Raw genomic sequence first — 24,680 nt, forward strand, 5'->3', positions numbered from 1 at the left:
CCAGCAAGAAAGGCATACACATGACGCCATACGCGCGCCGCGGAGTGCACGGCCAGACCGTGGAGACCCTCGCCCGCCGAGTGCTCAGCGGCGAGATCCCCGAGGGAGCGACGCTCGACATGGCGGCCCTGCAGAGCGAGTTGGACGTCAGTCTGACGGCCCTGCGCGAATCGCTGAAGGTCCTCGCGGCCAAGGGCATGGTCGATGCCCGGCAGAAGCGCGGCACCTTCGTGCGGCCCCGCTCGGACTGGAACCTGCTCGACGCCGACGTGCTGCGCTGGCAGTTCTCCGAGGGCAGCGACACCGGCGCCGACCTGGCGCTGCTGCGCAACCTCGGCGAGGTCCGCGGCATCATCGAACCCGCCGCCGTACGGCTGGCCGCGGCCCGCCGCACCGACGCGGATCTGGAGCTGCTGGAGGCTGCGCTGACGGCCATGGGCGAGGAGGGCGGCGCGACGCACGCCGTCGAGGCCGACCTCGCCTTCCACCGGGCGCTGCTCGCGGCCACCCACAACGAACTGCTGGAACGCATGGAGATGGTCATCGAATCGGGCCTGGCCCAGCGCGACCAGCTCGTGCACAGCGCCCCGCACAGCGAGGACCCGGTGCCCAGTCACCGTGCCGTCCTCGACGCCGTGCGCGACCGGGACCCGGACGCCGCGGAACACGCCATGCGCGCCCTGCTCGACCAGGCGACGCGTGACCTCGACAAGGTCAGCGGCCCGCAGGCGCCCGAGGGCGCGGACGGCTCCAACGAACAGAAGGACGGCCAGGCACAGTGAAGATCGCGCGCGTCGAGACCTTCCTCGTCCCGCCCCGCTGGCTGTTCTGCCGCATCGAGACCGACGACGGCGTCGTCGGCTGGGGCGAGCCGGTGGTGGAGGGCCGGGCCGAGGTGGTGCGGACCGCCGTGGAGGTGCTCGCCGAACACCTCGTGGGCCAGGACCCCCTGCGGATCCAGGACCACTGGCAGGTGCTCACCAAGGGCGGCTTCTACCGGGGCGGGCCCGTGCTCTCCAGCGCCGTGGCCGGCATCGACCAGGCCCTGTGGGACATCGCGGGCAAGGCCCTCGGGGTGCCGGTGCACACCCTGCTCGGCGGCCCCGTCCGCGACTCGGTCCGGGTGTACGCCTGGGTCGGCGGCGACGAGCCGGACCGGCTCAAGGAGGAGGTCACCGCCCAGGTGGAGGCGGGCTTCACGGCCGTCAAGATGAACGCCGCCGGGCGCACCCCGCCGCTCGGCAGCCCCGCCGAGACCGCCGCCGTCGTGGAGCGCGTCGCCGCCGCCCGGGAGGCCCTCGGCCCGTACCGGGACGTCGCGGTCGACTTCCACGGCCGTTTCACCGCCGCCAACGCGCGGCGCGTGCTGCACGAGATAGCCCCGCTGCACCCGCTGTTCGTCGAGGAGCCGGTCCTGCCCGAGCAGGCGCACCTGCTCCCGGGCCTGGTTGCGGCCTCGTCCGTGCCGCTCGCCACCGGTGAACGGCTCTACGGGCGGGCCGACTTCCTCCCGGCGCTGACGGCCGGCATCGCCGTGGCCCAGCCGGACCTGTCGCACGCCGGCGGGATATCGGAGGTCACCCGGATCGCCTCGCTCGCCGAGACGTTCGGCGCGCACCTGGCACCGCACTGCCCGCTCGGACCGATCGCCCTGGCCGCCAGCCTGCAGGTCGCCTTCGCCACCCCGAACTTCCTGATCCAGGAGCAGAGCCGGGGCATCCACTACAACAAGGACGCCGACCTGCTGTCCTACCTGGTCGACACCGAGCCCTTCCGGTTCGTCGACGGCCAGGCGCGCCGCACCGAACTGCCGGGACTCGGCGTCGCCGTGGACGAGGACGCGGTCCGCGCCGCGGACCGTTCCGGCCACGCCTGGCGCAACCCGGTCTGGCGGCACGCCGACGGCTCCTTCGCCGAATGGTGACCGGGAACCGGGTCCCGGTCTCCGTGGTCACCGACCCGGACCACGGCGGGCGCTGGACCTCGCTGACCGCGGGCGGCCGTGAATGGCTCTGGCACCGCGACGAGCCACGCCGCCCCGAGGTCCGGCCCGGAGACCCCTTCGCCGACGCCGGCGGCCTGGAGGAGTGCGTACCCACCGTGCGCGGGCTGCCCGACCACGGGGACGCCTGGTCACGGCCCTGGCGCCGGGAGGCGGAGGCGGAGGTCGTGGACTGCCCCGACTTCCGGCTGACCCGGCGCCTGAGCACGGAGGCGGGAGCCGCCGTCGTCGACTACACGCTCACCGCTGAGCCCGGCTACCGCTTCGTGTGGGCCGCCCACGCCCTGCTGGAACTCTCCCCGGACGCGTGGATCGGCATCGACGCGGTAGCGGAGACCCGGCTCTACCCGGACGAGGGCGCGGGGTGGATCACCGGCCGGTGGCCGCACGTCGAGGGCATCCCCCTCGACCGGCTCGGCCCGGACGACGGGACCGCCGTCGGGGCCGTCGTCCTCACCCCGCGGGTCACCGTGCACGACGGCCCCGACGCACTGCACCTGGCGGTCGAGGCCGGCGGCCGGCCCGTCGCGGTCGCGCTGTGGCGCAACCTCGGCGGCTTCCCGCAGGACGCGCCGTACCGCTCGATCGGCGTCGAGCCGATGCTCGGCCGCGTCTTCGACCGCACCGGGGCGGACGACGGCGACACGGTCGTCGTCCCGCCCTCCGGCGAGGTCGCCTGGCGGCTCACCGTCACCGCGACCCGCCGCCCCTGAACACCCATCACCAGAAGGGATGTCGGATGGACCTGCTCGCCGCGCTGCGTGCCCACCGGCTGCTCGCCATCGTCCGCGGCAGCGACCCGGACGCCGCGCTGACCACCGTGCTCACCCTCGCCGAGGAGGGGATCACCCTCATCGAGGTGTCCCTCAGCGGACGTGACGCGCTCGACGTCATCGCCCGGGCACGCGCCGCGCTTGGCCCGGAGGCGACCCTCGGGGCCGGAACCGTGCTCAGCGCCGACGACGCACGGGACGCCCACAAGGCCGGCGCCGCCTTCCTCGTCACCCCCGCGGTCAGCGAGGGCATCGCCACCGGCCGGGAGCTCGGACTCCCGGTCCTCGCCGGGGTGATGACCCCCACCGACATCCTCCAGGCACTGCGGCTCGGCGCCGACGCCCTCAAGCTCTTCCCGGCCGGCAGCGCCGGCGGCCCCGGGTACCTGAAGGACCTGCGCGGCCCCTTCCCCGACCTGCCCTTCGTGCCCGTCGGGGGAGTGGACGCGCAGGCCGCCGCGGTGTACCTGCGGGGCGGCGCCGTCGCCGTCGGCGTCGGATCGCCCCTGATCGGTGACGCCGCCGAGGGCGGCAGCGTCACGGCGCTGCGCGAACGGGCCCGCACCTTCCTGGACGTCGTCCGCGCGGAGGACCGTCCGTGACCGCCACCGCGTCCCCGGCCGTCCTCGGGACCGACCGCCTCGAACTCGGCGAGGGCATCCGCTGGACGGACGGCCGCGCCGTGCTCACCGACATCCTCAGCGGCCGGCTGCTGGCCGCTTCCGACGGCCCCGCCGCTCCGCACACGTTGATCGCCCGACTGCCGTGCCCGCTGGGCGCGGTGGCGCCGGTCCAGGGCCGCCCCGGCCACTGGGTCGCGGCCGCGGGCACCGGCATCTGCCGCATCGACCCCGCGGGCCGGGCCGAGTGGATCGCCCGCCCCGAGGACGACGCCCCGGTGCCGATGCGGATGAACGACGGCGTCGCCGACCCGCACGGCCGCTTCTGGGCGGGCAGCATGGCCTACGACACCACCGAGGATGCCGGCTCGCTCTACCGCCTGGACCACGACGGCCGTGTCACGCGTGTGCTGCGGGACATCACGATCCCCAACGGGCCGGCCTTCACCGCCGACGGCACCGTCATGTACCTCGCCGACAGCGCCCGGGGCGTCATCCGTCGCTATCCGGTCGACCCCGCCAGTGGCGACCCCGGCACGCCGGACACCTTCGTCACCCTCGCCGACGGCAGCCCCGACGGCATGACGACCGACAGCGAGGGCGGGCTGTGGACCGCCGTCTGGGGCACCGGACAGGTCCACCGCTACCTCCCGGACGGCAGCCTCGACCGGATCGTCGACCTGCCCGCCGGACAGCCCGCCGGACTCTGCCTCGGCGGCCCCGACGGCCGGACCCTCCTCGTCACCAGCGCGCACATCGGCCTGGCCGCCCCGGGACCGCTCGACGGCGCCGTGTTCGCCGTCCAGGTGGACGTCCCCGGCGCACCGGCCGCCCCGTACCGCCCGGCGGACCGCGCCGACACCCCCTAGGAAGCCCCCATGAGCACCCCCCGGCCGCTGCGACCCGGACCCGTGGTCTGCGTCGGCGAGACCATGGCCGCCCTCGCCCCAGACCCCCTCGGGCCGCTCGACGACGCGGACCTGCTGCGCGTCGACATCGCGGGCGCCGAGTCCAACGTCGCGCTGTACCTCGCCGACCACGGCATCCCCGCCCGATGGGTCTCCGCGGTCGGCGACGACCCCTTCGGCCGGCGGGTCCGCGCGCGGATCGCCGCGGGCGGCGTCGACGTCACCGGGGTGCGCACCGACCCCGCACGGCCCACCGGGCTCCTGCTCAAGGACCCGGGAGCGCACGGCACCCGCGTCCACTACCACCGCGCGGGGTCCGCCGCCTCGGCGCTCACCCCCGATGTGCTCGACGACCCGGCCCTGGACGGAGCCGCGCTCGTCCACCTCAGCGGCATCACGCCCGCCCTCTCGCCCGGCTGCCACGCCCTCGTCGAACGGGCGCTGCGCCCCGACCGCCCGTGGCCCGTCAGCTTCGACGTCAACCACCGCCCCGCGCTGTGGACCGGCCGCTCCGCCGCGGACGTCCTGCGGCCGCTCGCCGACCGGGCCGACATCGTCCTCGTGGGTCTCGACGAGGCCCAGGCCCTGTGGGGCGGGGGGATCACCGACGCGCGCTCGGTCCGCGAGCTGCTGCCCGGGCCCGGTGTCCTCGTCGTCAAGGACGGGTCCCGCGCCGCCACGGCCTTCACCGGGACCGACGCGCACAGCGTGCCCGCCCTCACCGTCCGGGTGGCCGAGCCGGTCGGCGCCGGGGACGCCTTCGCCGCGGGCTTCCTCAGCGGTCTGCTGCGGGACCTGTCCGTGGAGCGGGCCCTGCGGCTCGGCCATCTGACCGCGGCCTCGGCCCTGCGTGTCCCGGCCGACCACGGGCCGCTGCCGGACCCCGCCGTCCTGGCCGCGCTGCTGGAGGCGGACGAGGAGACCTGGCGCACCGCCACGATCGGCTGAACCCTTCGGATGAGACCGTCCGGGGTGTCTCGTCCCGCAGGGTGACGTGTCGCGGCGGGCCCCCGGGTTACCGTGCGGCACATGGACACGGTCGATCTCACGGTCTACGGCGAGGAGTTCACCGCCGATCCCTATCCCGTCTACGCCAGGCTCCGCGAGAAGGGGCCGGTGCACCGCGTGCGCACCGCCGACGTCGGGGAGCTGTGGCTGATCGTCGGCCACGACCAGGCCCGGGCCGCGCTCGCCGACACCCGGTTCGCCAAGGACTCCCGCGCACTCGGGTGGACCTCCTACGACGAGGAACTCCTCGGCCGCCACATGCTCGTCTCCGACCCGCCGGAGCACACCCGGCTGCGCAAGCTGGTGGCCCGGGAGTTCACCGGGCGCCGGGTCGAGGAGCTGGCGCCGCGCGTGGAGGAGATCACGGCCGCGCTGCTGGACGCGATGCTGGCCCGTCCGGACGGCACCGCCGACCTCGTCGAGGCGCTCGCGTACCCGCTGCCCATCACGGTCATCTGCGAGCTGCTCGGGGTGCCCGACCTGGACCGGGCGGCCTTCCGCGCCTGGTCGAACGAGGTCGTCGCACCGACCGGGCCGGAGGCCGAGCGCAGGGCCTTCGAGGAACTCGCGGCCTACCTCCACGAGCTGATCGAGGACAAGCGCTGCGCGCCCGGCGACGACCTGATGAGCGCGCTCATCCGCACCACCTCCGAGGACGGCGACCGGCTCTCGCGCTCCGAACTCGGCGGCATGGCCTTCCTGCTGCTGATCGCCGGTCACGAGACGACGGTCAACCTGGTCTCCAACGGCGTCCGCGCGCTGCTCACCCATCCGGACCAACTGGCCCTCCTGCGGGCCGACATGAGCCTGATCGACGGCGCGGTGGAGGAGATGCTCCGCTACGACGGCCCGGTCGAGACCGCCACCTTCCGCTTCACGACCGAACCGGTCGACGTCGCCGGCACCGTCATCCCGGCCCGCGAACCCGTCCTCGTCGCCCTGGCCTCCGCCGACCGCGATCCGGACCGCTTCACCGAGGCCGACCGCTTCGACATCCGCCGGGACACCCGGGGCCACGTCGCCTTCGGGCACGGCCTGCACTACTGCCTCGGCGCCCCGCTCGCCCGCCTCGAAGGACGCATCGCCGTCCGTGCCCTCCTGGAACGCTGCCCCGACCTCGCGCTCGACGCCGATCCGGAGAAGCTGGACTGGCTGCCCGGCATGCTCATGCGCGGTGTGCGCCGGCTCCCCGTGCGCTTCACGCCCACGGTCCCCGGCTCGCCCGGCGCCTAGAATGTCGGTGCCCCTCACCAGGGCGTCCCCGCACGTCAGGCAGCACAGGAGAACACCGTGACCGTCGTCGCCGTCCCCGGTTCGAAGTCCGTCACCGCCCGGGCGCTGTTCCTGGCGGCGGCGGCCGAGGGGACGACCACACTGCGGCGGCCGCTGCTCTCCGACGACACCGACGGCTTCGCGGAGGGGTTGTTCCGGCTCGGCTACCGCGTGGACCGCGGCCCGGACGTATGGCGCGTCGAAGGACGCCCCGCCGGACCCGCGGTCCCCGAGGCCGACGTCTACTGCCGCGACGCCGCCACCGCGGCCCGGTTCCTGCCGGCGCTCGCCGCGGCCGGGCACGGCACCTACCGCTTCGACGCCTCCGCCCAGATGCGCCGCCGTCCCGTCGCCCCGCTCACCACCGCCCTGCGGACGCTCGGTGTCGACCTGCGCCACGAGGAGGCGGAGGGCCACCTGCCGCTGACCGTCGCCGCCGACGGCATCGAGGGCGGCGCGCTCGACCTCGACGCGAGCCTGTCCTCGCAGTTCCTCACCGCACTGCTCCTCGCCGGCCCGCTCATGCGCAAGGGGCTGCGCGTCAACGTCACCGGGCTGGTCTCCGTCCCCTACGTCGAGATCACCATCGCCATGATGCGATCCTTCGGCGTCGAGGTCGGCCGCGAGGGCAGCGTGCTCGTCGTCCCGCCCGGCGGCTACCGTGCCGCGGACTACGCCGTCGAGCCCGACGCCTCCACCTCGAGCTACTTCTTCGCCGCGGCCGCCCTGACCGGCCGTGAGGTCACCGTTCCCGGCCTGGGCACCGGAGCGCTCCAGGGCGACCTGGGCTTCGTCGACGTCCTGCGCCGCATGGGGGCCCGCGTCGAGACCGGTGCCGACGCCACCACCGTCTCCGGCACCGGCACCCTGCGCGGGATCACCACGACCATGCGGGACATCTCCGACACGATGCCGACGCTCGCCGCGATCGCGCCGTTCGCCGACGGCCCGGTCCGCATCGAGGACGTCTACAACACCCGGGTGAAGGAGTGCGACCGCCTGGAGGTCTGCGCGGCCAACCTGCGCCGTCAGGGCGTCCGGGTGGAGACCGGCCGCGACTGGATCGAGATCCACCCCGGCACCCCCGCCCCGGTCGAGATCGCCTGCCACGGCGACCACCGCATCGCGATGAGCTTCGCCGTCGCCGCGCTCCGCACGGAGGGGGTGACCTTTGACGAGCCCGGCTGCGTGAAGAAGACCTTCCCCGAGTTCCACGAGGTGTTCGGCGCGCTGCGCGAGGAGTGGGGCCTGTAGCCGTGGGCCGCACCGGCCCGCCGCCGTGAGGATCTTCCCGTCCGTCTTCGTGCCCGTCTTCCTGTCCATCTCGGTCGTCCTCTCCCCGTGACGGCCCTGACGGCCGCGATGGCCGTGCTCCCGTGACGGCCCTTCGAACCGGGAAACCGCCGCCGCCGCGGATCGCGTTGCACGGCCACGCGGAATTAACCGGATGCGGTGAATGGCATGCCCTGCGAAGCTGCGCCGATGGACCGACGCCGCATCTCACGCATCGCGCACACCCACCACCCCATCGCCGCACCGTTGGACGACGCGACCGTGCGCCGTCTGCTCGGCAGGGCGCTGCGCCGCGGCGACGAGCGCGTCCTCGACCTCGGCTGCGGGGAGGGCGCCTGGCTGCTGCGGGCCCTCGACGGCCGCCCGGGCGTCACCGCGGAGGGCGTCGACCTGGACACCGGGGCACTGCGGAAGGCGGTCCGCGAGGCCGCCGCGCTCGACGTCGGCGACCGGCTGACCCTCCAAGAACAGGACGCGGGCGACTTCACCTCGCCGCGCCCCTTCGACGTCGTGCTCAGCGTCGGCGCCGCACACGCCTTCGGCGGCCTCCTGCCGACCCTCGACGCGGCCCGCGCCCACCTCGCCCCGGGGGGCACCGTGATCGTCGGCGACGCCTTCTGGGAGCGCGAACCCACCCCGGAACTCGTCGAGATGCTGGGGGAGTACGAGGACCTGGCGAGCACCGTGGACCGGATCGTCGCGGACGGCTGGACCCCGGTCCTCGCCCACGTCAGCACCGTCCGCGAGTGGGACGACTACGAGTGGTCCTGGACCGGCTCCCTCGCCGAGTGGGCCCTGGACCACCCTGCCGATCCCGACAGCGGCGCCGCCCTCGAAGCCGCCGCCGTCCACCGCGCCGAGTGGCTGCACGGCTACCGGGGCACGCTCGGCTTCGTCACGCTGCTGCTGCGCCGCACGACCTCCTGAGCGTCACCGCTCAGAAGGCCTGCGCTTCCGCCGGCCGGGAACGGAAGCTCGCCACCACGATGTGGAGGCTGACGACCAGCGCCCACAGGGGGAAGACCAGTTCGGCCAACGGCACGTTCGGCACCACGAACAGCAGGGTGACGCCGACGAGGTACCCCAGCAGCACCAGCCAGCGCGGGAACGTCCCCAGCCGCAGCGCGACGGTGGAGGCCGACAGCACGAACACCGCGGCCATCCGCATGGAGTACGTCGTCAGCAGGCTGTAGGTGAGGTGCTGCCCGAAGTACGACAACTCGGCCCGCGGGGGGCCGGGCGAGGCGACCTCCGTGGTGGCCAGCAGGCTGCCGGCCGCCGCGGCGGCGCCGAAGAGCGTCGCGACGAACACCAGGCCGCTGCCGAGGAACACCGTCGAGAGGAACTTGTCCTCGCCCGGGCCGACGTGCGCGCGCACCGCGCCCATGAACCAGAGGAAGAAGATGCCGGCGAAGGGTATGAGGGCCAGCGCCGTCTGGACCCCGCTGCGCGAGGAGAGGGTGAGGGGCGAGCTGGTCAGCACGCCCTCACCGCTGGGGATGGAGGCCCGGACCAGGACGATGGCGGCGCCGATCAGCACCGCGAAAGCGATCCCCACCAGCCCCGCCGCTCGAGGCGTGCGCAGCGCTTGGACCTTCATCGCCATGAAAGGTTCTTCCCTCGTGGACAGCCGGGACCGACTCATCCCAGGAAGCACCGGCGTACGTGATCACGCCACCCGGGGCGGACCGCGGGGGTGACGTGCCCACGGCGCCCCGTGCGGTCACCCCGCGCGCTTGCGGGCGCGCTCCGCGACCTCGGTCATCTCGGCGATCGTGACCGGCCGCCGCTCCTTGCGCGAGACCTCGCACGCCTCGGCCACAAGCAGCGCGTCGAGCGCCTCGCGCCCCTCGCAGGGGTTCTCCGACCGGCCCGCCACCACCTGCACGAAGGCGTCGATCTCCGCCCGGTACGCGTCCCCGAAGCGGTCCACGAACCCCGTCCACGGATCCGGCACGCCCGGCGCCGCGCCAGGTTCCACCGACGTGACCGGTGTACGGGGGCCTACGCCGACCGCGATCTGGTCCAGTGAACCGGCGAGTTCCATGCGGATGTCGTAGCCGGCGCCGTTGTAGCGGGTGGAGGTGGCGGTCGCGAGGGTGCCGTCGTCGAGGGTGAGGAGCGCCGCCGCGGTGTCCACGTCGCCCGCCTCACGGAAGAAGTCGGCCCCGCCGTTGGCGCCCATGGCGTACACCTCGACGACCTCACGGCCGGTCACCCACCGCACCGCGTCGAAGTCGTGGATCAGGCAGTCCCGGTAGAGCCCGCCGGACAGCGGCACGAACTCCGGCGGCGGGGGCGCCATGTCGGAGGTCAGGGCCCGTACGGTGTGCAGCCGTCCGAGGCGGCCGGCCCGGACCGCCTCGCGGGCGGCGCGGTAGCCGGGGTCGAAGCGGCGCTGGAATCCCATCTGGAGGACGGAGCCGGCCTCCTCGACCTCACGCAGGGCGGTGACCGTGGACTCCAGGTCGAGGGCGACCGGCTTCTCGCAGTACGCCGGGAGCCCGGCCCGCACGGCGCGGGAGATCAGCCCGGCGTGGGCGGAGGTCGCCGAGGCGATGACGACCGCGTCCGCGCCGCCCGCGAACGCCGCGTCGACCGAACTCGCCGCCCGCGCACCGGTACCGAGCCGTGCGGCGGCCTCGGCGGCCCGCGCGGCGTCGGCGTCCGCGAGGACCAGCTCGGAGACCTCGGGGTGTGCGTGGAGGGTGGCCGCGTGGAAGGAACCGAGGCGCCCGACACCGAAGAGGACGACGCGCATGTACGGGGTGCCTTTCTCACGGGTGCGGTGGAGGCGCGGGCAGGGCGGCCAGGGAGTAACCGCCCCACCCGCGCCGGATCCGGGGTGACCGGGGACGTGCGTCCCTCAGTGGTAGAACGCCGGCCGGTCGACCAGCTCGACCTCGACGCGTCCGCCGGTGCTCTGCGAGCGGACACCGGCCTCGCAGATCGCCGCCGCGGCGTAGCCGTCCCACGCGCTCGGGCCGGTGACCTCACCGCGCCGGGTGGCGTCGACCCACGCCTGGACCTCGCGGTCGTAGGCGTCGGCGAAGCGCTCCACGAAGTCCTGGGCGATCGTGCCGCCCCAGCGGCCCGCGGTGTTGACGAGCAGGTCGTGCGCGTCGCCGATGCGGGCGCTGCCGCGCTCGCAGACCGCCTCGGCCTGCACCTGGTAGCCGAAACCGCAGTTGAGGAAGACCTCGACGTCGACGACGGCCCCGCCGTCGGTCTCGAAGACCACGAACTGGGGGTCGTCCAGGCCCTCGGGCGCGTTCGAGGACGGGCGCGGGCGCAGCACCGTCACGGCGGTGATCTCCTGGCCGAGCAACCAGCGGGTCACGTCCATCTCGTGCACGAGCGAGTCGTTGACGAGGTTGGCGTTGGTGAAGCCGGCAGGGATGCTCGCGTTGCGGTGCCGGTTGTGCAGCATCAGTGTCCGGCCCAGCTCACCGCTGTCCAGCAGGGCCTTGAGCTTCGTGTACTCCGCGTCGTAGCGCCGCATGAAGCCGACCTGCACCCGCCGGTGTCCCAGCCTCTGCTCGGCCTCCATCACGCGCAGCGCCGAGGCGGCGTCCGGCGTGAGCGGCTTCTCGCACAGCACGGGCAGGTCGTGCTCGAAGGTGGCGAGCAGCGCCGCCTCGTGGGCGGGGCCGGGGGAGGCGATGAGGACGGCGTCCACGTCGGGCGCGGCCATCGCCGCGGCGGGGTCGGTGTAGGCCGTGCAGCCCTCGATGCCGTCGGCGACCGCCTTCACCCGCTCGGCGTCGACGTCGACGACGGCGGTCACCCGGGCGCCGCTCACGACGTCGTTGATGCGGCGTACGTGGTCGGCACCCATCTTGCCGGTGCCGATGACGGCGACCCCGAGCGGTCCGTGCTGCGTCATGATCCGTGTCTTCCCTTTCGTGGGCGGTGCGTCAGGCACCGCAGGAGCGCAGGAACTTCCGGGTGCGCTGCGCGATGGGCAGCGGCCGCTCCGGCTCGCAGGGGTACATGTCCTGCTCGACGATGGCGAAGAGGTCCACGCCCAGGCCCTGCGCGGCGGCCAGCACGGGCTCCAGGGCGGGCACCCCGGCCGGCGGCTCGCACATGACCCCGCGCTGCACGGCCGGGCCGAAGGGGATCCCGTTCTTGACGACGTCGGCGAGGATCTCCGGGTCGACCTGCTTGAGGTGCAGGTAGCCGATCCGCTCCCCGTAGGTCTCGATGAGCTTGACGCTGTCGCCGCCGCAGTAGGCGTAGTGGCCGGTGTCCAGGCAGAGGCTGACCAGACCGGGGTCGGTGGCGTCGAGGAAGCGCTCGACGTGCTCCTCGGTGTCGATGTGCGTGTCGGCGTGCGGGTGGACCACGATGTCCAGGCCGTACGTGTCGCGGACCTGGCGGCCCAGGCGCTCCATGCCGGTCGCGAGGTGTCCCCACTGCTCGGCGGTGAGCTCGCGCGGCTCGATGACCTCGGCGGTCTTGTCGTCGCGCCAGAAGGACGGGATGACCACCAGGTGACCGGCGTCCATGGCCTGGGCGAGGGCGGCGACCTGGCCGACGTGCTCCCACGTGGCGTCCCACACCGAGGGCCCGCGGTGCAGGGAGGTGAAGACGGTGCCCGCGGAGACCTTCAGGCCGCGGCGCGCGGTCTCCTCGGTGAGCCGGGCGGGGTCGGTCGGCAGGTAGCCGTACGGGCCGAGCTCGATCCACTCGTAGCCCGACTCGGAGACCTCGTCCAGGAAGCGCCGCCAGGGCACCTGCTGCGGGTCGTCGGGGAACCAGACGCCCCACGAGTCGGGCGCGGAGCCGATCCGGATCCGGTCCAGAACGGGGGAGGGGGCAGTCATGAGGAGGGCTCCTCTCACCGGTCGCCGCGGACCGGTCGTGGTTCGGTAGGGCGGCCCGTCAGGGCGGTGGTACGGATGCCCGCGAAGCTCCGTGGTCCCGCTGGAAGCTTCGCCGTCCGGCCGGGCAGCCGTCAAGAGTTAGTCCTGACATACGGACGTCATGTCAGAGTGGAACGGGGGCTGGGCGGCCCCTCACGGGGAGGGGCGGCCCTCGCCCAGGTCCTCCGGTCCGGGCAGTTCCTCCACGTCGACGCCGCGGACCTGGGCGAGTTCGTGCTTGAGCGCGGCCAGCTCGGCGCCGCCGGCCATGTGGTGGGTCAGCTCCTCCAGGGAGACCTCGTCGCGGTCCGCGCTCAGCTCCAGGGTGCCCAGCCGCAGCACCGAGAAGTGGTCGCCCACCATGAAGGCGTGGTGCGGATTGTGGGTGATGAAGATGACGCCCAGACCCCGGTCGCGTGCGGCCGCGATGTACTTCAGGACGACACCCGACTGCTTGACGCCCAGCGCCGCGGTCGGCTCGTCCAGGATCAGCACCCGCGCGCCGAAGTGGACCGCGCGGGCGATGGCCACGGACTGCCGCTGGCCGCCGGAGAGGGTGCCGATGGGCTGTTCCAGGTCGTCCAGGACGATGCCCATCGCCCGCAGTTCCTCGTCCGCGGTCCGTTTCATCCGGGCGATGTCCAGGCGCCGTACGGGCCGGGGGCCGCGGGTCAGTTCGGAGCCGAGGAAGAAGTTCCGCCAGACCGGCATCAGCGGGACGGTCGCCAGGTCCTGGTAGACGGCGGCGATGCCGCGGTCCAGGGCCTCGCGCGGGGTGTTCAGCCGTACGGGTGCGCCGTCGATGCGGAACTCGCCCTCGGTGTGCTGGTGCAGCCCGGAGACGATCTTGATCAGGGTGGACTTGCCCGCGCCGTTGTCGCCGAGGACGCAGGTGACCTGTCCCGGCCGGACGGCCAGGTCGACCCCGTGCAGGGCGCGGACGTTGCCGTAGCTCTTGCCCACCCGGTCCAGTTCGACGACGGGCCCGGGGACGGCGGCGGTGCCGTCGGGGTCGGTGGTGGTGGCGGTGGTCATCGGGCTCACCTCCGGGTCGCCGTGCGGCGGACCCACAGATTGACGAGGGTCGCGATCAGGAGCATCACGCCGAGGAAGAACTTGAACCAGTCGGGGTTCCAGTTGGCGTACACGATGCCCTGGGAGACCATCCCGAAGATGAAGGCGCCGATCACCGAGCCGATCGCCGAACCGTAGCCGCCGGTGAGCAGGCAGCCGCCGATGACCGCCGCGATGATGTACAGGAACTCGTTGCCGACGCCTTCGCCCGACTGCACCGCGTTGAACGAGAACAGCAGGTGCATGCCGGTGAACCAGGCCCCGAAGCCCACGGCCATGAACAGCGCGATCTTGGTGAAGGCCACCGGTACGCCGACCGCCCGCGCGCTGTCCTTGTTGCCGCCGACCGCGAAGGTCCAGTTGCCGAACCTGGTGCGCAGCAGCACCCAGGTGGCCAGCGCCGCGAAGCCGAGCCACCACAGCACCGTCACCTTGAGCTGGACCCCGCCGATGCCGATCTCCGAGGCGAACAGTGCGCGCGCCTGGTCGAAGCCGTCCATGTCGCTGATGGAGTCGGTGGCGACGTTGCCGGTGAAGATCTTGGTGACCGCAAGGTTGAGGCCCTGCAGCATCAGGAAGGTGGCCAGGGTGATGAGGAAGCTGGGCAGCCCGGTCTTCACCAGCATGTAGCCGTTGAGCGCCCCGATGCCCAGGGACACCACCAGGGCGACGGCCACCCCGGTCCACACGTTCATGCTCAACTGGAAGCTGAACATGCTCGCGGTCAGCGCCGACGCGGTGACCGCGACGCCGGCCGAGAGGTCGAACTCGCCGCCGATCATCAGCAGGGCCACGGGCAGCGCCATGATGCCCATCACCGACGCCTGGTAGAGCACGGTCGCCAGCGAGCCCGCCTCGCGGAAGGACGGCGCCACCGCGAAGAAGAAGAGGTAGACCGCGACGGCGGCGATCAGCGCGCCGATCTCCGGGCGGGCCAGCGTCCTGCGCAGCAGCGAGCGTTCGGAGGTGCGGCCGTCCGTCTTGGAGGCGGGCGCCGCGGGTGGTGAGGGGGACGCCGCTGGGGCGGCTGCCTGGGACACAGGGATCACCGGGTGCCCTTCGCGGCGAACGAGGCCACGGACTCGACGTTGTCCTTGTCGACGAAGGCCGGGCCGGTCAGCACCGGGGCGACGCCTCCGCCGCTGACGTTGCCGTTGGTCTTGTACAGCCACAGGGAGTCGACGGAGAGGTAGCCCTGCAGGTAGGGCTGCTGGTCGACGGCGAACTGCACACCACCGTCCTGGACGGCCTTGACCAGGTCCTTGTTGAGGTCGAACGTGCCGACCTTGGCCTTGCTCCCGGCGTCCGCGACCGACTGGACGGCCGTGAGGGCGAAGGGCGCGCCCAGGGTGACGACGTAGTCGATGCCGGAGTCCTGCTTGAGCTTCGCCGTGATCGTGGACTTCACCGACGGCATGTCCGTGCCGTTGACGTAGAGGTTCTCGGTCTTCCCCTTGAAGGTCTTCTTCACGCCGGCGCAGCGGGCCTCCAGGGCGACGTGGCCCTGTTCGTGGATCACGCAGATGTTGTGCTGGGCGCCGAGGTCGTTGAGCTTGTTGCCCAGCGCCTCGCCGGCGACGCTCTCGTCCTGCCCGAAGTACTCCAGCAGTCCCTGGTCCTTCCAGTCGTCCAGACCCGCGTTGAAGCCGACCACCGGGATGCCCGCGGCCTCGGCCTTGGCGACGACGTCCTTCATCGCGTCGGGCTTGGCCAGGGTGACGGCTATCCCGTCGACCTTCTGGTCGATCGCGTTCTGGATCAGGTTGGCCTGGGTCGCCGCGTTGGGGTCGTTGGAGTAGATGAGCTCCACGTTGTCCTTGGCGGCGGCGGCCTGGGCGCCCTTGCGGATCAGGTCCCAGAAGGTGTCACCGGGGGCGGCGTGGGTGACCATCGCGATCTTCATCCGCGGGGTGCCGGCCTTGCCCGCGGCGGGGGCGTCCGCCGACTCCTCGGCCTTCTTCCCGCCCGAGCTGCTGGAACAGCCCGCTGCGAGGAGGACCGCCGCGGCGGAGAGGGCCGCGACGGCGGAGATCCGACGGTTTCTGCGAGAGCGTTCCATGTTCCTGCACCTCACTGCGGTGGGAGGGAGAAGGGGACGGACGTGTTCACATGGCCGGGTGCTGCACGGGAGCAAACCCCTCCCCGGGGCCCCTGTCAAGACTTTGTCAAGACATCAATTCATCTCGACGTAACGACAAGGTAACGACCCGGACTTCCGGCGGGCGGTACGTTCGTATGTAAGGACATAGTGTTGACATCGCGCGACCGGGCGGGCTAGACCTGACAGGGCCGCAGAGCGACCCCCCGGTGACGCACGACGAGGAGTCACGCCCATGACCGAGCCGTACGACCTGATCACGATGGGCCGGATCGGGGTGGACCTCTACCCCCTGCAGACCGGTGTGCCGCTGCCCCAGGTCGAGACGTTCGGCAAGTTCCTCGGCGGCTCCGCCACCAACGTCGCGGTCGCCGCGGCCCGCCTCGGCCGCAGCACCGCCGTCATCACCCGCACCGGCGACGACCCCTTCGGCGCCTACTGCCACCAGGCCCTCAAGGAGTTCGGGGTCGACGACCGCTACGTCACCCCCGTCGCCGCGTACCCGACGCCGGTCACCTTCTGCGAGATCTTCCCGCCGGACGACTTCCCGCTCTACTTCTACCGGCTCCCCAAGGCCCCCGACCTCGAGATCCACGCCGCCGAACTGGACCTCGACGCCGTCCGGACCGCCCGCATCTTCTGGATGACCGGGACCGGCCTGTGCGCGGAGCCCAGCCGCACCGCCACCCTCGCCGCCCTCGAGGCCAGGGCGCGGCGCGGCACCACCGTCTTCGACCTCGACTGGCGCCCCATGTTCTGGAAGGACCCGGACGAGGCCCGTCCTTACTACGCACGGGCGCTGGCCTCGGCCACCGTCGCCGTCGGCAACCTCGACGAGTGCGAGATCGCCACGGGGGTGCGCGAACCACGCGCCGCGGCCGAGGCGCTGCTCGCCGCCGGTGTCGAACTGGCCGTCGTCAAGCAGGGCCCCAAGGGCGTCCTGGCCGTCCACCGCGACGGCAGTACCGCAGAGGTCCCGCCGGTGCCCGTCGAAGTGGTCAACGGGCTCGGCGCGGGCGACGCCTTCGGCGGCTCCCTCTGCCACGGGCTGCTCGCCGGCTGGGACCTGGAGCGGATCATGCGCCACGCCAACGCCGCCGGCGCGATCGTGGCGTCGCGCCTGGCCTGCTCCTCCGCGATGCCCACCGCGTCGGAGGTCCAGGACCTCCTCGACCGCGGCTGACGGTCCGTTCTCTGCCCGAAAGTGAGCTCCTCTTGAGCATCAGCATCTCCGACCTGGTGAAGGTGCGGACCCACCACCCCGAGGCGATAGCCGAGGCCGCCGCCCGCCGCGTCCGCCGCCCGCTCGTCGGCGACAGCGGCCGGCTGATGATCGTGGCCGCGGACCACCCAGCGCGGGGCGCGTTCGCCGTGGGCGACCGGGAGTTCGCCATGGCCAACCGCGTCGACCTGCTGGAGCGGCTGTGCACCGCGCTCTCCCGCCCCGGCGTGGACGGGGTCCTCGGCACCGCGGACATCCTGGAGGACCTGCTGCTGCTCGGCGCGCTCGAGGGCAAGGTCGTCATGGGGTCGATGAACCGCGGGGGCCTCGCCGGCGCATCCTTCGAGCTCGACGACCGCTTCACCGGCCACCGCGCCCAGGACATAGCCCGGCTCGGCTTCGACGCGGGCAAGCTGCTGCTGCGCATCAGCTACGAGGACAGCGGCTCGCTGAGCACCATGGTCGCCACCGCCCGCGCCATCGACGACATGGCCGAGCACCGGCTCCCGGTCTTCGTCGAGCCCTTCATATCCCGCCGCGTCGACGGCAGGGTGCGCAACGACCTGAGCGCGGAGGCCGTCACCAAGTCCATCGCCATCGCCTCCGGGCTCGCCGGGACCTCCGCCTACACCTGGCTCAAGGTGCCCGTCACCGATGACGTCGACGACATGGCCACCGTCATGGAGACCTCCACCCTCCCCGCCGTCCTGCTCGGGGGAGAGGTGGGCAGGGAACAGGACGCGGTCTACGAGAAGTGGCGCAAGGCGCTGCGCCTGCCCACCGTCCAGGGCCTGGTCGTCGGCCGCACCCTCCTCTACCCGGCGGAGGGCGGTGTGGAGACCGCCGTCGACACCGCCGTCGGCCTGCTGTGACGTCCCGGTCGAACCGCGAGAAGTGCGAGGCTCACGCCATGACCAGCACCGAGAACCACCTGGCCGCAGGGAAGGCCGCCGCCGGCCCGTACGCCGTCGACGTCGACCCCGGACGGGCCGGCTGGGACCACTCCTCGCTGCGGATCCTGGAACTCGGGCCCGGCGGGCGGCACGAGTTCGCCACGGGTGACAGCGAGTGGATCGTGCTGCCGCTCTCCGGTGGCTGCGAGGTCTCCACCGCAGAAGGGACGTTCCGGCTCGCCGGGCGCGAGAGCGTCTTCGCCGGCGTCAGCGACTTCGCGTACGTGCCGCGCGACGAGACGGTCACCGTCACCACCGCCTCCGGCGGCCGCTTCGCCCTGACCGGTGCCCGCTGCGACCGGCGGCTGCCCGCCCGCTACGGACCGGCCTCCGCCGTCCCCGTCGAGCTGCGGGGCAGCGGCAGCTGCAGCCGCCAGGTCAACAACTTCGGCGCCGCCGGGGTCTTCGAGTGCGACCGGCTGATCGCGGTCGAGGTGCTCACCCCGGCGGGCAACTGGTCGTCCTTCCCGCCGCACAAGCACGACGAGGACCGCGAGGGCGAATCGCGCCTGGAGGAGATCTACTACTTCGAGATCGCCCCGGCGCACGGCAAGGAGGGCATCGGCTACCAGCGGGTGTCACCCTCCGGCAACGGCCGCAACACCGACGTCCTCGCCGAGGTCCGGCACGGCGACGTCGTCCTCATCCCCGACGGCTGGCACGGCCCCTCGATGGCCGTCCCCGGCCACGACATGTACTACCTCAACGTCATGGCGGGCCCGGGGGAGGAGCGCGCCTGGCTGATCTGCGACCACCCCGACCACGCCTGGGTCCGCGCCACCTGGCCGGACCAGCCCGTCGACCCGCGCCTGCCCCTGTACACCGCCCCCGCCGCCACCGGCGAAGCCCCCGAGAGGTCCTGATGAGCAGCCAGTCCGTACGACGCCTCACGGTCGCCCAGGCGCTGGTGCGGTTCCTGTCCGCGCAGTACACCGAGCGCGACGGGGTCCGCCGCCGGCTCGTCGCCGGCACGTGGGGCATCTTCGGCCACGGCAACGTCGCCGGCATCGGCCAGGCCCTGGTGGAGTATCGCCAGGAGATGCCCTACCACCAGGGCCGCAACGAGCAGGCCATGGTGCACGCCGCCGTCGGCTACGCCCGCCAGCTCAACCGGCTGTCCGCACAGGCCGTCACCACCTCCATCGGCCCCGGCGCCACCAACCTCGTCACCGGCGCCGCGCTCGCCACCGTCAACCGGCTGCCGGTGCTCCTGCTCCCCGGCGACTCCTTCGCCAACCGCCTCCCCGACCCGGTGCTGCAGCAGCTGGAGCACACCCAGTACGGCGACGTCTCCGTCAACGACGCGCTGCGCCCGGTCTCCCGCTGGTTCGACCGGGTCACCCGGCCCGAGGCCCTGATCCCGTCCGCGCTCCAGGCGGTGCGGGTGCTCGCCGACCCCGCCGAGACCGGCGCCGTCACGCTCGCCCTCCCGCAGGATGTCCAGGCCGAGGCGTACGACTGGCCGGAGGAGTTCTTCGCCGAGCGCGTCTGGCACGTACGCCGCCCGGCCCCCGAGGCCGCCGAACTCGCGGCGGCCGCCGAGGCGGTGCGCGCCGCGCGGCGCCCGCTGATCATCGCGGGCGGCGGCGTCCACCACAGCGAGGCCGAGCCGGCCCTTCAGGCGCTGGCCGAGGCCACCGGCATCCCGGTGGCGTCCACCCAGGCCGGCAAGGGCTCGCTGCGCCACGACCACCCGGCCGACCTCGGCGGCGTCGGGCACACCGGCACCGCCGTGGCCGACGACATCGCGCGCACCGCCGACCTGGTCATCGGCGTGGGCACCCGCTACACCGACTTCACCACCGCCTCCTCCACGCTCTTCGCCGCCCCCGGGGTGCGCTTCCTCAACCTCAACGTCACCGGCTTCGACGCCCACAAGCTCGGTGCCCGCACCCTGGTCGGCGACGCCCGCGCGAGCCTCGAAGCCCTCGCCGGGGCCGTGGCGGGACACCGCGTCGACCCGGCGTACGAGGCCGAGTACCGCGCGGGCAAGGAGAGCTGGGAGCGTGTGGTCGACGCCGCGTACGCCGCGGACGACACGGACCGCCCCACCCAGACGCAGGTGCTCGGCGCGCTCGACTCGGTGGTCGGCGACGACGACGTGGTCATCAACGCCGCCGGCTCCCTCCCCGGTGACCTGCACAAGCTGTGGCGCGCCCGCTCACCGCGGCAGTACCACCTGGAGTACGGCTACTCCTGCATGGGCTACGAGATCCCCGCCTCCATCGGCGTGCGCATGGCGGCGCCCGACCGGCCGGTGTGGGCGCTCGTCGGGGACGGCACCTACCTGATGATGCCGACGGAGATCGTGACCGCGGTCCAGGAGGGCGTGAACGTCAACCTCCTCCTCATCCAGAACCACGGCTACGCCTCCATCGGCGGACTGTCCTCCGAGGTCGGCGGCGAGCGCTTCGGCACCGCCTACCGCTACCGGGCCGCCGACGGCTCCTTCACCGGCGACCCGCTCCCGGTGGACCTCGCCGCCAACGCCGCCAGCCTCGGGATGGACGTGCTGCGCGCCCGGACGGTGCGCGAGCTGCGCGAGGCGCTGGCCGCCGCCCGTGCCTCCGACCGCCCGACCTGCGTGTACGTCGAGACCGACCCCACGCCGACGGCCCCCGCCGCCCAGGCCTGGTGGGACGTGCCGGTCGCCGAGACCGCCTCGCGGGAGGCGGCCGTCGAGGCCCGCAAGTCCTACGAACGGCACCTGGGCGACCGCCGCCGCCACCTGTGAGGCGGCTCCCGGAACACGGCACCACCGACCGCGCCACCGACCGCACCGGCCCGCCCGCGGGCCCTTCGAGAAGGGGTGGACCCAAATGTTCGGACAATGTGATGTCAGAGTTTCCTGAGATCGAGACCGGCGGATACGCTCCCCCTGTGTCCAAAGCAGAGTCCGCGCCGCTCGAGTTCGAGGTGGACCGCTCCAGCCCGGTGCCGCTGTACTACCAGCTCGCCCAGCAGCTGGAGGGCGCCATCGAGCACGGCAGGCTCGCCCCGGGCAGCCTCCTGGGCAACGAGATCGAACTCGCCGGACGGCTCGGCCTCTCCCGGCCGACCGTCCGGCAGGCCATCCAGTCGCTCGTGGACAAGGGACTGCTGGTGCGCCGTCGCGGCGTGGGCACCCAGGTCGTGCACAGCCAGGTCAAGCGGCCCCTGGAGCTGAGCAGCCTCTTCGACGACCTCCAGGCGGCCGGGCAGAGCCCCGCGACCCAGGTGCTGCGCAACGAGACCGAACCGGCCTCCGCCCAGGTCGCCGCCGCGCTCGGCCTCGCCGAGGGCAGCGACGTCGTCGTCCTGCAACGGCTGCGCTTCACCCACGGTGAGCCGATGGCCCACATGTGCAACTACCTGCCGCCGGGACTGCTGTCCCTGGACAACGCCAGGCTGGAGTCCACCGGCCTGTACCGCATGATGCGCGCCGCCGGGATCACCCTGCACAGCGCCCGTCAGTCGGTCGGCGCCCGGTGCGCCACCGAGGCGGAGGGCGAGCTGCTCGCCGAGGACCCCGGGGCCGCGCTGCTCACCATGAGCCGGACGACGTACGACGACACGGGACGGGCCGTCGAGTACGGCACGCACATCTACCGCGCCTCCCGCTACGCCTTCGAGTTCCAGCTCCTCGTACGGGCCTGAACGACCGCGGAACCCCCCCTTCCGCAAGCATCGCACCCTGTGACGGATACTTGGTCGGTTCCAAGACCTGCAGGGAAAGGCACGACGTGGAGAGCGCGAACAGGGGAAAGCGTGCGCTCGGTGCGCTACTGACAGTGGTCATCGGTGTGGCGCTGGCGGGTTGCAGCAGCACCGGGGGCCTGCGCGCGGAGCAGCGGGCCAAGGAGGCCCAGGCCAACGGATCGGCCGTCGACACACCGAAGTGGACGGTCGCCATGGTCACCCACGCCGGTGCCGGGGACAGCTTCTGGGACATCGTCCAGAAGGGCGCCCGGCAGGCCGCGGCCAAGGACAACATCAAATTCCTGTACTCCAACAGCGACCAGGGCAAGGACCAGGCGCAGCTGGTGCAGACCGCCATCGACCAGAAGGTCGACGGCCTCGTCGTCACGCTCGCCAAGCCCGAGGCCATGAAGGACGTCGTCCTGAAGGCGGAGAAGGCCGGCATCCCGGTCGTCACCATCAACTCCGGGTCCGCCCAGTCCAAGGAGTACGGCGCCCTGGCGCACATCGGCCAGGACGAGACCGTCGCCGGCGAGGCCGTCGGCGACGAGCTCACGGCGCGCGGCAGGAAGCACGTCCTGTGCGTGCTCCACGAGCAGGGCAACGTCGGCCACGAGCAGCGCTGCGCGGGCGTGAAGAACACCTTCGCGGGCACGACGGAGAACCTCTACGTCAACGGCACCAACATGCCGGACGTCCAGTCCGCCCTCCAGGCCAAGCTGGCGGCCGACCGTTCCATCGACGCCGTCGTGACCCTGGGCGCGCCCTACGCCGCCACCGCCGCCAAGGCGAAGGACCAGGCGGGCAGCCAGGCCGAGGTCGACACCTTCGACCTCAACGGCCAGGTCGCGGGCGCGCTGGAGGACGGCACCATCGGCTTCGCCGTCGACCAGCAGCCGTACCTGCAGGGCTACGAGGCCGTCGACCTGCTGTGGCTCTACCGGTACAACGCCGACGTGCTCGGCGGTGGCAGGCCCGTGCTGACCGGCCCGCAGATCGTCACCAAGGACGACGCGGCCGCGCTGAAGGACTACGCGAAGCGGGGCACCCGATGACCGCGGACAGCCTCGCGCCCCCGAGACGGCTCGGGCACCGCCTGCTCAGCCGCCCCGAGCTCGGGGCGGTCGTCGGCGCCGTGGCCGTCTTCGTCTTCTTCTCCGTGGCGGCCGACTCCTTCCTGCGGCCGGCGAGCCTGGGGACCATCCTCTACGCAGCGTCCACCATCGGGATCATGGCGGTGCCGGTGGCACTGCTGATGATCGGCGGCGAGTTCGACCTGTCGGCGGGCGTGCTGGTCACGTCCTCCGCCCTGGTGTCGTCGATGTTCAGCTACCAGATGACGGCGAACGTCTGGGTGGGCGTCGGCGTCTCGCTGCTCGTCACCCTCGCCATCGGCTTCTTCAACGGCATCATGCTGGCCCGCACGAAGCTGCCGAGCTTCATCATCACGCTGGGCACCTTCCTGATGCTCACCGGCCTCAACCTGGGCTTCACCAAGCTCATCGACGGCACGGTCAGCACCAAGTCCATCTCCGACATGGAGGGCTTCGCGTCGGCGCGGGCGCTGTTCGCCTCGCACCTGACGATCGGCGACGTCGACCTCCAGGTGACCATCCTGTGGTGGATCGCGCTGGTCGCCGTCGCCACGTGGGTCCTGCTGCGCACCCGCGCCGGCAACTGGATCTTCGCCTCCGGCGGCGGCCCCGACGCGGCCCGCGCGGTCGGCGTCCCCGTCACCCGTACGAAGACGGGCCTGTACATGGCCGTCGCCTTCTGCGCGTGGATCTCCGGGCAGCACCTGCTCTTCTCCTTTGACGTCGTGCAGTCGGGAGAGGGCATCGGCAACGAGTTCCTGTACATCATCGCCGCCGTGATCGGCGGCTGTCTGATGACCGGCGGCTACGGCTCCGCCATCGGCTCGGCGGTCGGCGCGTTCATCTTCGGCATGACCAGCAAGGGCATCGTCTACGCCGAGTGGAACCCGGACTGGTTCAAGTTCTTCCTGGGCGCCATGCTGCTGCTGGCGACGCTGCTCAACGCCTGGGTGCGCAAGCGGGCGGAGGCGGCGAAGTGACGGTCCTGGTGAAGCTGACCGACGTCAGCAAGGCGTACGGGCACGTACGCGCCCTGGAGGGCGTCTCCCTGGAGGTGCACGCGGGGGAGATCACCTGCGTCCTCGGCGACAACGGTGCCGGCAAGTCCACCCTGATCAAGATCATCGCCGGGCTGCACCAGCACGACGGGGGCGCTTACGAGATCGAGGGCGTGCCCGTACGCCACGCCTCCCCCCGCGAGGCCCTCGACCGCGGCATCGCCACGGTCTACCAGGACCTGGCCGTCGTCCCGCTGATGCCGGTGTGGCGGAACTTCTTCCTCGGCTCCGAGCCGAGGAAGGGCCGCGGCCCCCTCAAGCGCCTCGACGTCGCCATGATGCGGGAGACCACGCGCACGGCACTGCGCGACATGGGGATCGACCTGCGCGACGTGGACCAGCCCATCGGCACCTTGTCGGGCGGGCAGCGGCAAAGCGTCGCCATCGCCCGGGCCGTGCACTTCGGGGCCAAGGTGCTCATCCTCGACGAGCCCACGGCGGCACTCGGCGTCCGGCAGTCCGGCGTCGTCCTGAAGTACGTCGCCGCGGCCCGGGACGCCGGGCTGGGTGTGGTCCTCATCACGCACAACCCCCACCACGCCCACCTCGTCGGCGACCGCTTCGTCCTGCTGCGCCGCGGCACGATGACCGGCTCCTACACCAGGGACGGGATCACGGTGGACGAGCTCACCCGGGAGATGGCGGGCGGCTCGGACCTCGAGGCCCTCGCGCACGAACTGCGCCGCCCGGCGCCGTGAGGGCGGGTGGGCGGCCAACGGCCGTCCACCCGCGCCCCCGCTCCGCCGACGCCCGGGGCAG

At 72.7% G+C, this 24,680-nt stretch carries 24 protein-coding genes; 17 read left to right on the top strand and 7 right to left on the bottom strand.

The window, feature by feature from the left end:
- Positions 1-20: 20 nt before the first annotated feature.
- The 9 genes from AC1VWI_RS33535 (at position 21) to AC1VWI_RS33575 (ending at position 8,803) form a co-directional block, all read left to right on the top strand.
- The gene (locus AC1VWI_RS33535) at positions 21-782 is read left to right on the top strand and encodes a FadR/GntR family transcriptional regulator (RefSeq protein WP_499514755.1); all 762 of its coding nucleotides are present in this window, start codon (positions 21-23) and stop codon (positions 780-782) included.
- Positions 779-1,924, top strand: a complete 1,146-nt coding sequence (gene dgoD / locus AC1VWI_RS33540) for a galactonate dehydratase (RefSeq protein ID WP_499514756.1) — start codon at positions 779-781, stop codon at positions 1,922-1,924. The genes AC1VWI_RS33535 and dgoD overlap by 4 nt, the downstream gene beginning before the upstream one ends.
- A complete protein-coding gene (locus tag AC1VWI_RS33545; protein ID WP_499514757.1) occupies positions 1,918-2,715 on the top strand; it encodes a hypothetical protein in 798 nt (265 codons plus the stop codon). Before dgoD ends, AC1VWI_RS33545 begins: the two co-directional genes overlap by 7 nt.
- 26 nt (positions 2,716-2,741) lie before the next feature.
- A complete protein-coding gene (locus AC1VWI_RS33550; RefSeq protein ID WP_499514758.1) occupies positions 2,742-3,377 on the top strand; it encodes a bifunctional 4-hydroxy-2-oxoglutarate aldolase/2-dehydro-3-deoxy-phosphogluconate aldolase in 636 nt (211 codons plus the stop codon).
- Positions 3,374-4,264 (top strand): SMP-30/gluconolactonase/LRE family protein, encoded by an 891-nt coding sequence (locus tag AC1VWI_RS33555; RefSeq protein ID WP_499514759.1) that lies wholly within the window; start codon positions 3,374-3,376, stop codon positions 4,262-4,264. The genes AC1VWI_RS33550 and AC1VWI_RS33555 overlap by 4 nt, the downstream gene beginning before the upstream one ends.
- Positions 4,265-4,273: 9 nt before the next feature.
- Positions 4,274-5,251 (top strand): sugar kinase, encoded by a 978-nt coding sequence (locus tag AC1VWI_RS33560; protein ID WP_499514760.1) that lies wholly within the window; start codon positions 4,274-4,276, stop codon positions 5,249-5,251.
- Positions 5,252-5,332: 81 nt separating this feature from the next.
- Positions 5,333-6,544 carry a cytochrome P450 family protein gene (locus AC1VWI_RS33565; protein WP_499514761.1) on the top strand — a complete coding sequence of 404 codons (1,212 nt, stop codon included), beginning with the start codon at positions 5,333-5,335 and terminating at the stop codon, positions 6,542-6,544.
- A 57-nt stretch (positions 6,545-6,601) separates the two neighbouring features.
- Positions 6,602-7,837, top strand: a complete 1,236-nt coding sequence (gene aroA / locus AC1VWI_RS33570; protein ID WP_499514762.1) for a 3-phosphoshikimate 1-carboxyvinyltransferase — start codon at positions 6,602-6,604, stop codon at positions 7,835-7,837.
- A 228-nt stretch (positions 7,838-8,065) separates the two neighbouring features.
- Positions 8,066-8,803, top strand: coding sequence for an SAM-dependent methyltransferase (locus tag AC1VWI_RS33575; protein WP_499514763.1), 738 nt, complete (start codon positions 8,066-8,068; stop codon positions 8,801-8,803).
- Positions 8,804-8,813: 10 nt separating this feature from the next.
- Here the strand turns inward: AC1VWI_RS33575 and AC1VWI_RS33580 are convergent, their stop codons facing one another.
- From AC1VWI_RS33580 to AC1VWI_RS33610, 7 genes are all read right to left on the bottom strand, one after another.
- Positions 8,814-9,482, bottom strand: a complete 669-nt coding sequence (locus tag AC1VWI_RS33580; protein ID WP_499514764.1) for a hypothetical protein — start codon at positions 9,480-9,482, stop codon at positions 8,814-8,816.
- 117 nt (positions 9,483-9,599) lie between these two features.
- A complete protein-coding gene (locus AC1VWI_RS33585) occupies positions 9,600-10,637 on the bottom strand; it encodes a Gfo/Idh/MocA family protein (protein WP_499514765.1) in 1,038 nt (345 codons plus the stop codon).
- 105 nt (positions 10,638-10,742) lie between these two features.
- Entirely contained in the window at positions 10,743-11,762 is a 1,020-nt protein-coding gene (locus AC1VWI_RS33590; protein WP_499514766.1) for a Gfo/Idh/MocA family protein, read from the bottom strand.
- A gap of 31 nt (positions 11,763-11,793) precedes the next feature.
- Positions 11,794-12,705 (bottom strand): sugar phosphate isomerase/epimerase family protein, encoded by a 912-nt coding sequence (locus tag AC1VWI_RS33595; protein ID WP_499514767.1) that lies wholly within the window; start codon positions 12,703-12,705, stop codon positions 11,794-11,796.
- Between the two features lie 192 nt (positions 12,706-12,897).
- Positions 12,898-13,779, bottom strand: coding sequence for an ATP-binding cassette domain-containing protein (locus tag AC1VWI_RS33600; RefSeq protein ID WP_499514768.1), 882 nt, complete (start codon positions 13,777-13,779; stop codon positions 12,898-12,900).
- Between the two features lie 5 nt (positions 13,780-13,784).
- The gene (locus AC1VWI_RS33605; RefSeq protein WP_499514769.1) at positions 13,785-14,867 is read right to left on the bottom strand and encodes an ABC transporter permease; all 1,083 of its coding nucleotides are present in this window, start codon (positions 14,865-14,867) and stop codon (positions 13,785-13,787) included.
- Positions 14,864-15,877, bottom strand: a complete 1,014-nt coding sequence (locus AC1VWI_RS33610) for a sugar ABC transporter substrate-binding protein (protein WP_499514770.1) — start codon at positions 15,875-15,877, stop codon at positions 14,864-14,866. Before AC1VWI_RS33610 ends, AC1VWI_RS33605 begins: the two co-directional genes overlap by 4 nt.
- Before the next feature lie 274 nt (positions 15,878-16,151).
- Here AC1VWI_RS33610 and iolC point away from each other — a divergent pair, with 274 nt between their 5' ends.
- From iolC to AC1VWI_RS33650, 8 genes are all read left to right on the top strand, one after another.
- Positions 16,152-17,099, top strand: a complete 948-nt coding sequence (iolC, locus tag AC1VWI_RS33615) for a 5-dehydro-2-deoxygluconokinase (RefSeq protein WP_499514771.1) — start codon at positions 16,152-16,154, stop codon at positions 17,097-17,099.
- A gap of 32 nt (positions 17,100-17,131) precedes the next feature.
- Positions 17,132-18,010, top strand: coding sequence for a Cgl0159 family (beta/alpha)8-fold protein (locus AC1VWI_RS33620; protein WP_499514772.1), 879 nt, complete (start codon positions 17,132-17,134; stop codon positions 18,008-18,010).
- Positions 18,011-18,048: 38 nt separating this feature from the next.
- A complete protein-coding gene (iolB, locus tag AC1VWI_RS33625; RefSeq protein ID WP_499514773.1) occupies positions 18,049-18,954 on the top strand; it encodes a 5-deoxy-glucuronate isomerase in 906 nt (301 codons plus the stop codon).
- Entirely contained in the window at positions 18,954-20,825 is a 1,872-nt protein-coding gene (gene iolD, locus AC1VWI_RS33630; protein ID WP_499514774.1) for a 3D-(3,5/4)-trihydroxycyclohexane-1,2-dione acylhydrolase (decyclizing), read from the top strand. The genes iolB and iolD overlap by 1 nt, the downstream gene beginning before the upstream one ends.
- Before the next feature lie 101 nt (positions 20,826-20,926).
- On the top strand, positions 20,927-21,727 hold the full coding sequence (locus tag AC1VWI_RS33635) for a GntR family transcriptional regulator (protein ID WP_499514775.1): 801 nt from the start codon (positions 20,927-20,929) through the stop codon (positions 21,725-21,727).
- 86 nt (positions 21,728-21,813) lie between these two features.
- Positions 21,814-22,824, top strand: a complete 1,011-nt coding sequence (locus tag AC1VWI_RS33640) for a sugar ABC transporter substrate-binding protein (RefSeq protein WP_499514776.1) — start codon at positions 21,814-21,816, stop codon at positions 22,822-22,824.
- Positions 22,821-23,843: an ABC transporter permease gene (locus tag AC1VWI_RS33645; protein WP_499514777.1), complete on the top strand. Its 1,023-nt coding sequence runs from the start codon at positions 22,821-22,823 to the stop codon at positions 23,841-23,843. Before AC1VWI_RS33640 ends, AC1VWI_RS33645 begins: the two co-directional genes overlap by 4 nt.
- Positions 23,810-24,619, top strand: a complete 810-nt coding sequence (locus tag AC1VWI_RS33650; protein WP_499516978.1) for an ATP-binding cassette domain-containing protein — start codon at positions 23,810-23,812, stop codon at positions 24,617-24,619. The genes AC1VWI_RS33645 and AC1VWI_RS33650 overlap by 34 nt, the downstream gene beginning before the upstream one ends.
- Positions 24,620-24,680: the final 61 nt, after the last annotated feature.

This window comes from Streptomyces sp. TOM-9, from assembly GCF_056858595.1.

Excerpts from the sequence above, each read along its gene's own strand:
- AC1VWI_RS33595 (WP_499514767.1), bottom strand. The coding sequence starts at position 12,705 with ATGACTGCCCCCTCCCCCGTTCTGGACCGGATCCGGATCGGCTCCGCG.
- AC1VWI_RS33580 (WP_499514764.1), bottom strand. The coding sequence starts at position 9,482 with ATGGCGATGAAGGTCCAAGCGCTGCGCACGCCTCGAGCGGCGGGGCTG.
- AC1VWI_RS33635 (WP_499514775.1), top strand. The coding sequence starts at position 20,927 with ATGTCAGAGTTTCCTGAGATCGAGACCGGCGGATACGCTCCCCCTGTG.
- iolD (WP_499514774.1), top strand. The coding sequence starts at position 18,954 with ATGAGCAGCCAGTCCGTACGACGCCTCACGGTCGCCCAGGCGCTGGTG.
- AC1VWI_RS33610 (WP_499514770.1), bottom strand. The coding sequence starts at position 15,877 with ATGGAACGCTCTCGCAGAAACCGTCGGATCTCCGCCGTCGCGGCCCTC.
- AC1VWI_RS33535 (WP_499514755.1), top strand. The coding sequence starts at position 21 with ATGACGCCATACGCGCGCCGCGGAGTGCACGGCCAGACCGTGGAGACC.
- AC1VWI_RS33585 (WP_499514765.1), bottom strand. The coding sequence starts at position 10,637 with ATGCGCGTCGTCCTCTTCGGTGTCGGGCGCCTCGGTTCCTTCCACGCG.
- AC1VWI_RS33590 (WP_499514766.1), bottom strand. The coding sequence starts at position 11,762 with ATGACGCAGCACGGACCGCTCGGGGTCGCCGTCATCGGCACCGGCAAG.
- AC1VWI_RS33545 (WP_499514757.1), top strand. The coding sequence starts at position 1,918 with ATGGTGACCGGGAACCGGGTCCCGGTCTCCGTGGTCACCGACCCGGAC.
- AC1VWI_RS33565 (WP_499514761.1), top strand. The coding sequence starts at position 5,333 with ATGGACACGGTCGATCTCACGGTCTACGGCGAGGAGTTCACCGCCGAT.
- iolB (WP_499514773.1), top strand. The coding sequence starts at position 18,049 with ATGACCAGCACCGAGAACCACCTGGCCGCAGGGAAGGCCGCCGCCGGC.
- AC1VWI_RS33600 (WP_499514768.1), bottom strand. The coding sequence starts at position 13,779 with ATGACCACCGCCACCACCACCGACCCCGACGGCACCGCCGCCGTCCCC.
- AC1VWI_RS33645 (WP_499514777.1), top strand. The coding sequence starts at position 22,821 with ATGACCGCGGACAGCCTCGCGCCCCCGAGACGGCTCGGGCACCGCCTG.
- AC1VWI_RS33560 (WP_499514760.1), top strand. The coding sequence starts at position 4,274 with ATGAGCACCCCCCGGCCGCTGCGACCCGGACCCGTGGTCTGCGTCGGC.
- iolC (WP_499514771.1), top strand. The coding sequence starts at position 16,152 with ATGACCGAGCCGTACGACCTGATCACGATGGGCCGGATCGGGGTGGAC.
- AC1VWI_RS33550 (WP_499514758.1), top strand. The coding sequence starts at position 2,742 with ATGGACCTGCTCGCCGCGCTGCGTGCCCACCGGCTGCTCGCCATCGTC.
- AC1VWI_RS33575 (WP_499514763.1), top strand. The coding sequence starts at position 8,066 with ATGGACCGACGCCGCATCTCACGCATCGCGCACACCCACCACCCCATC.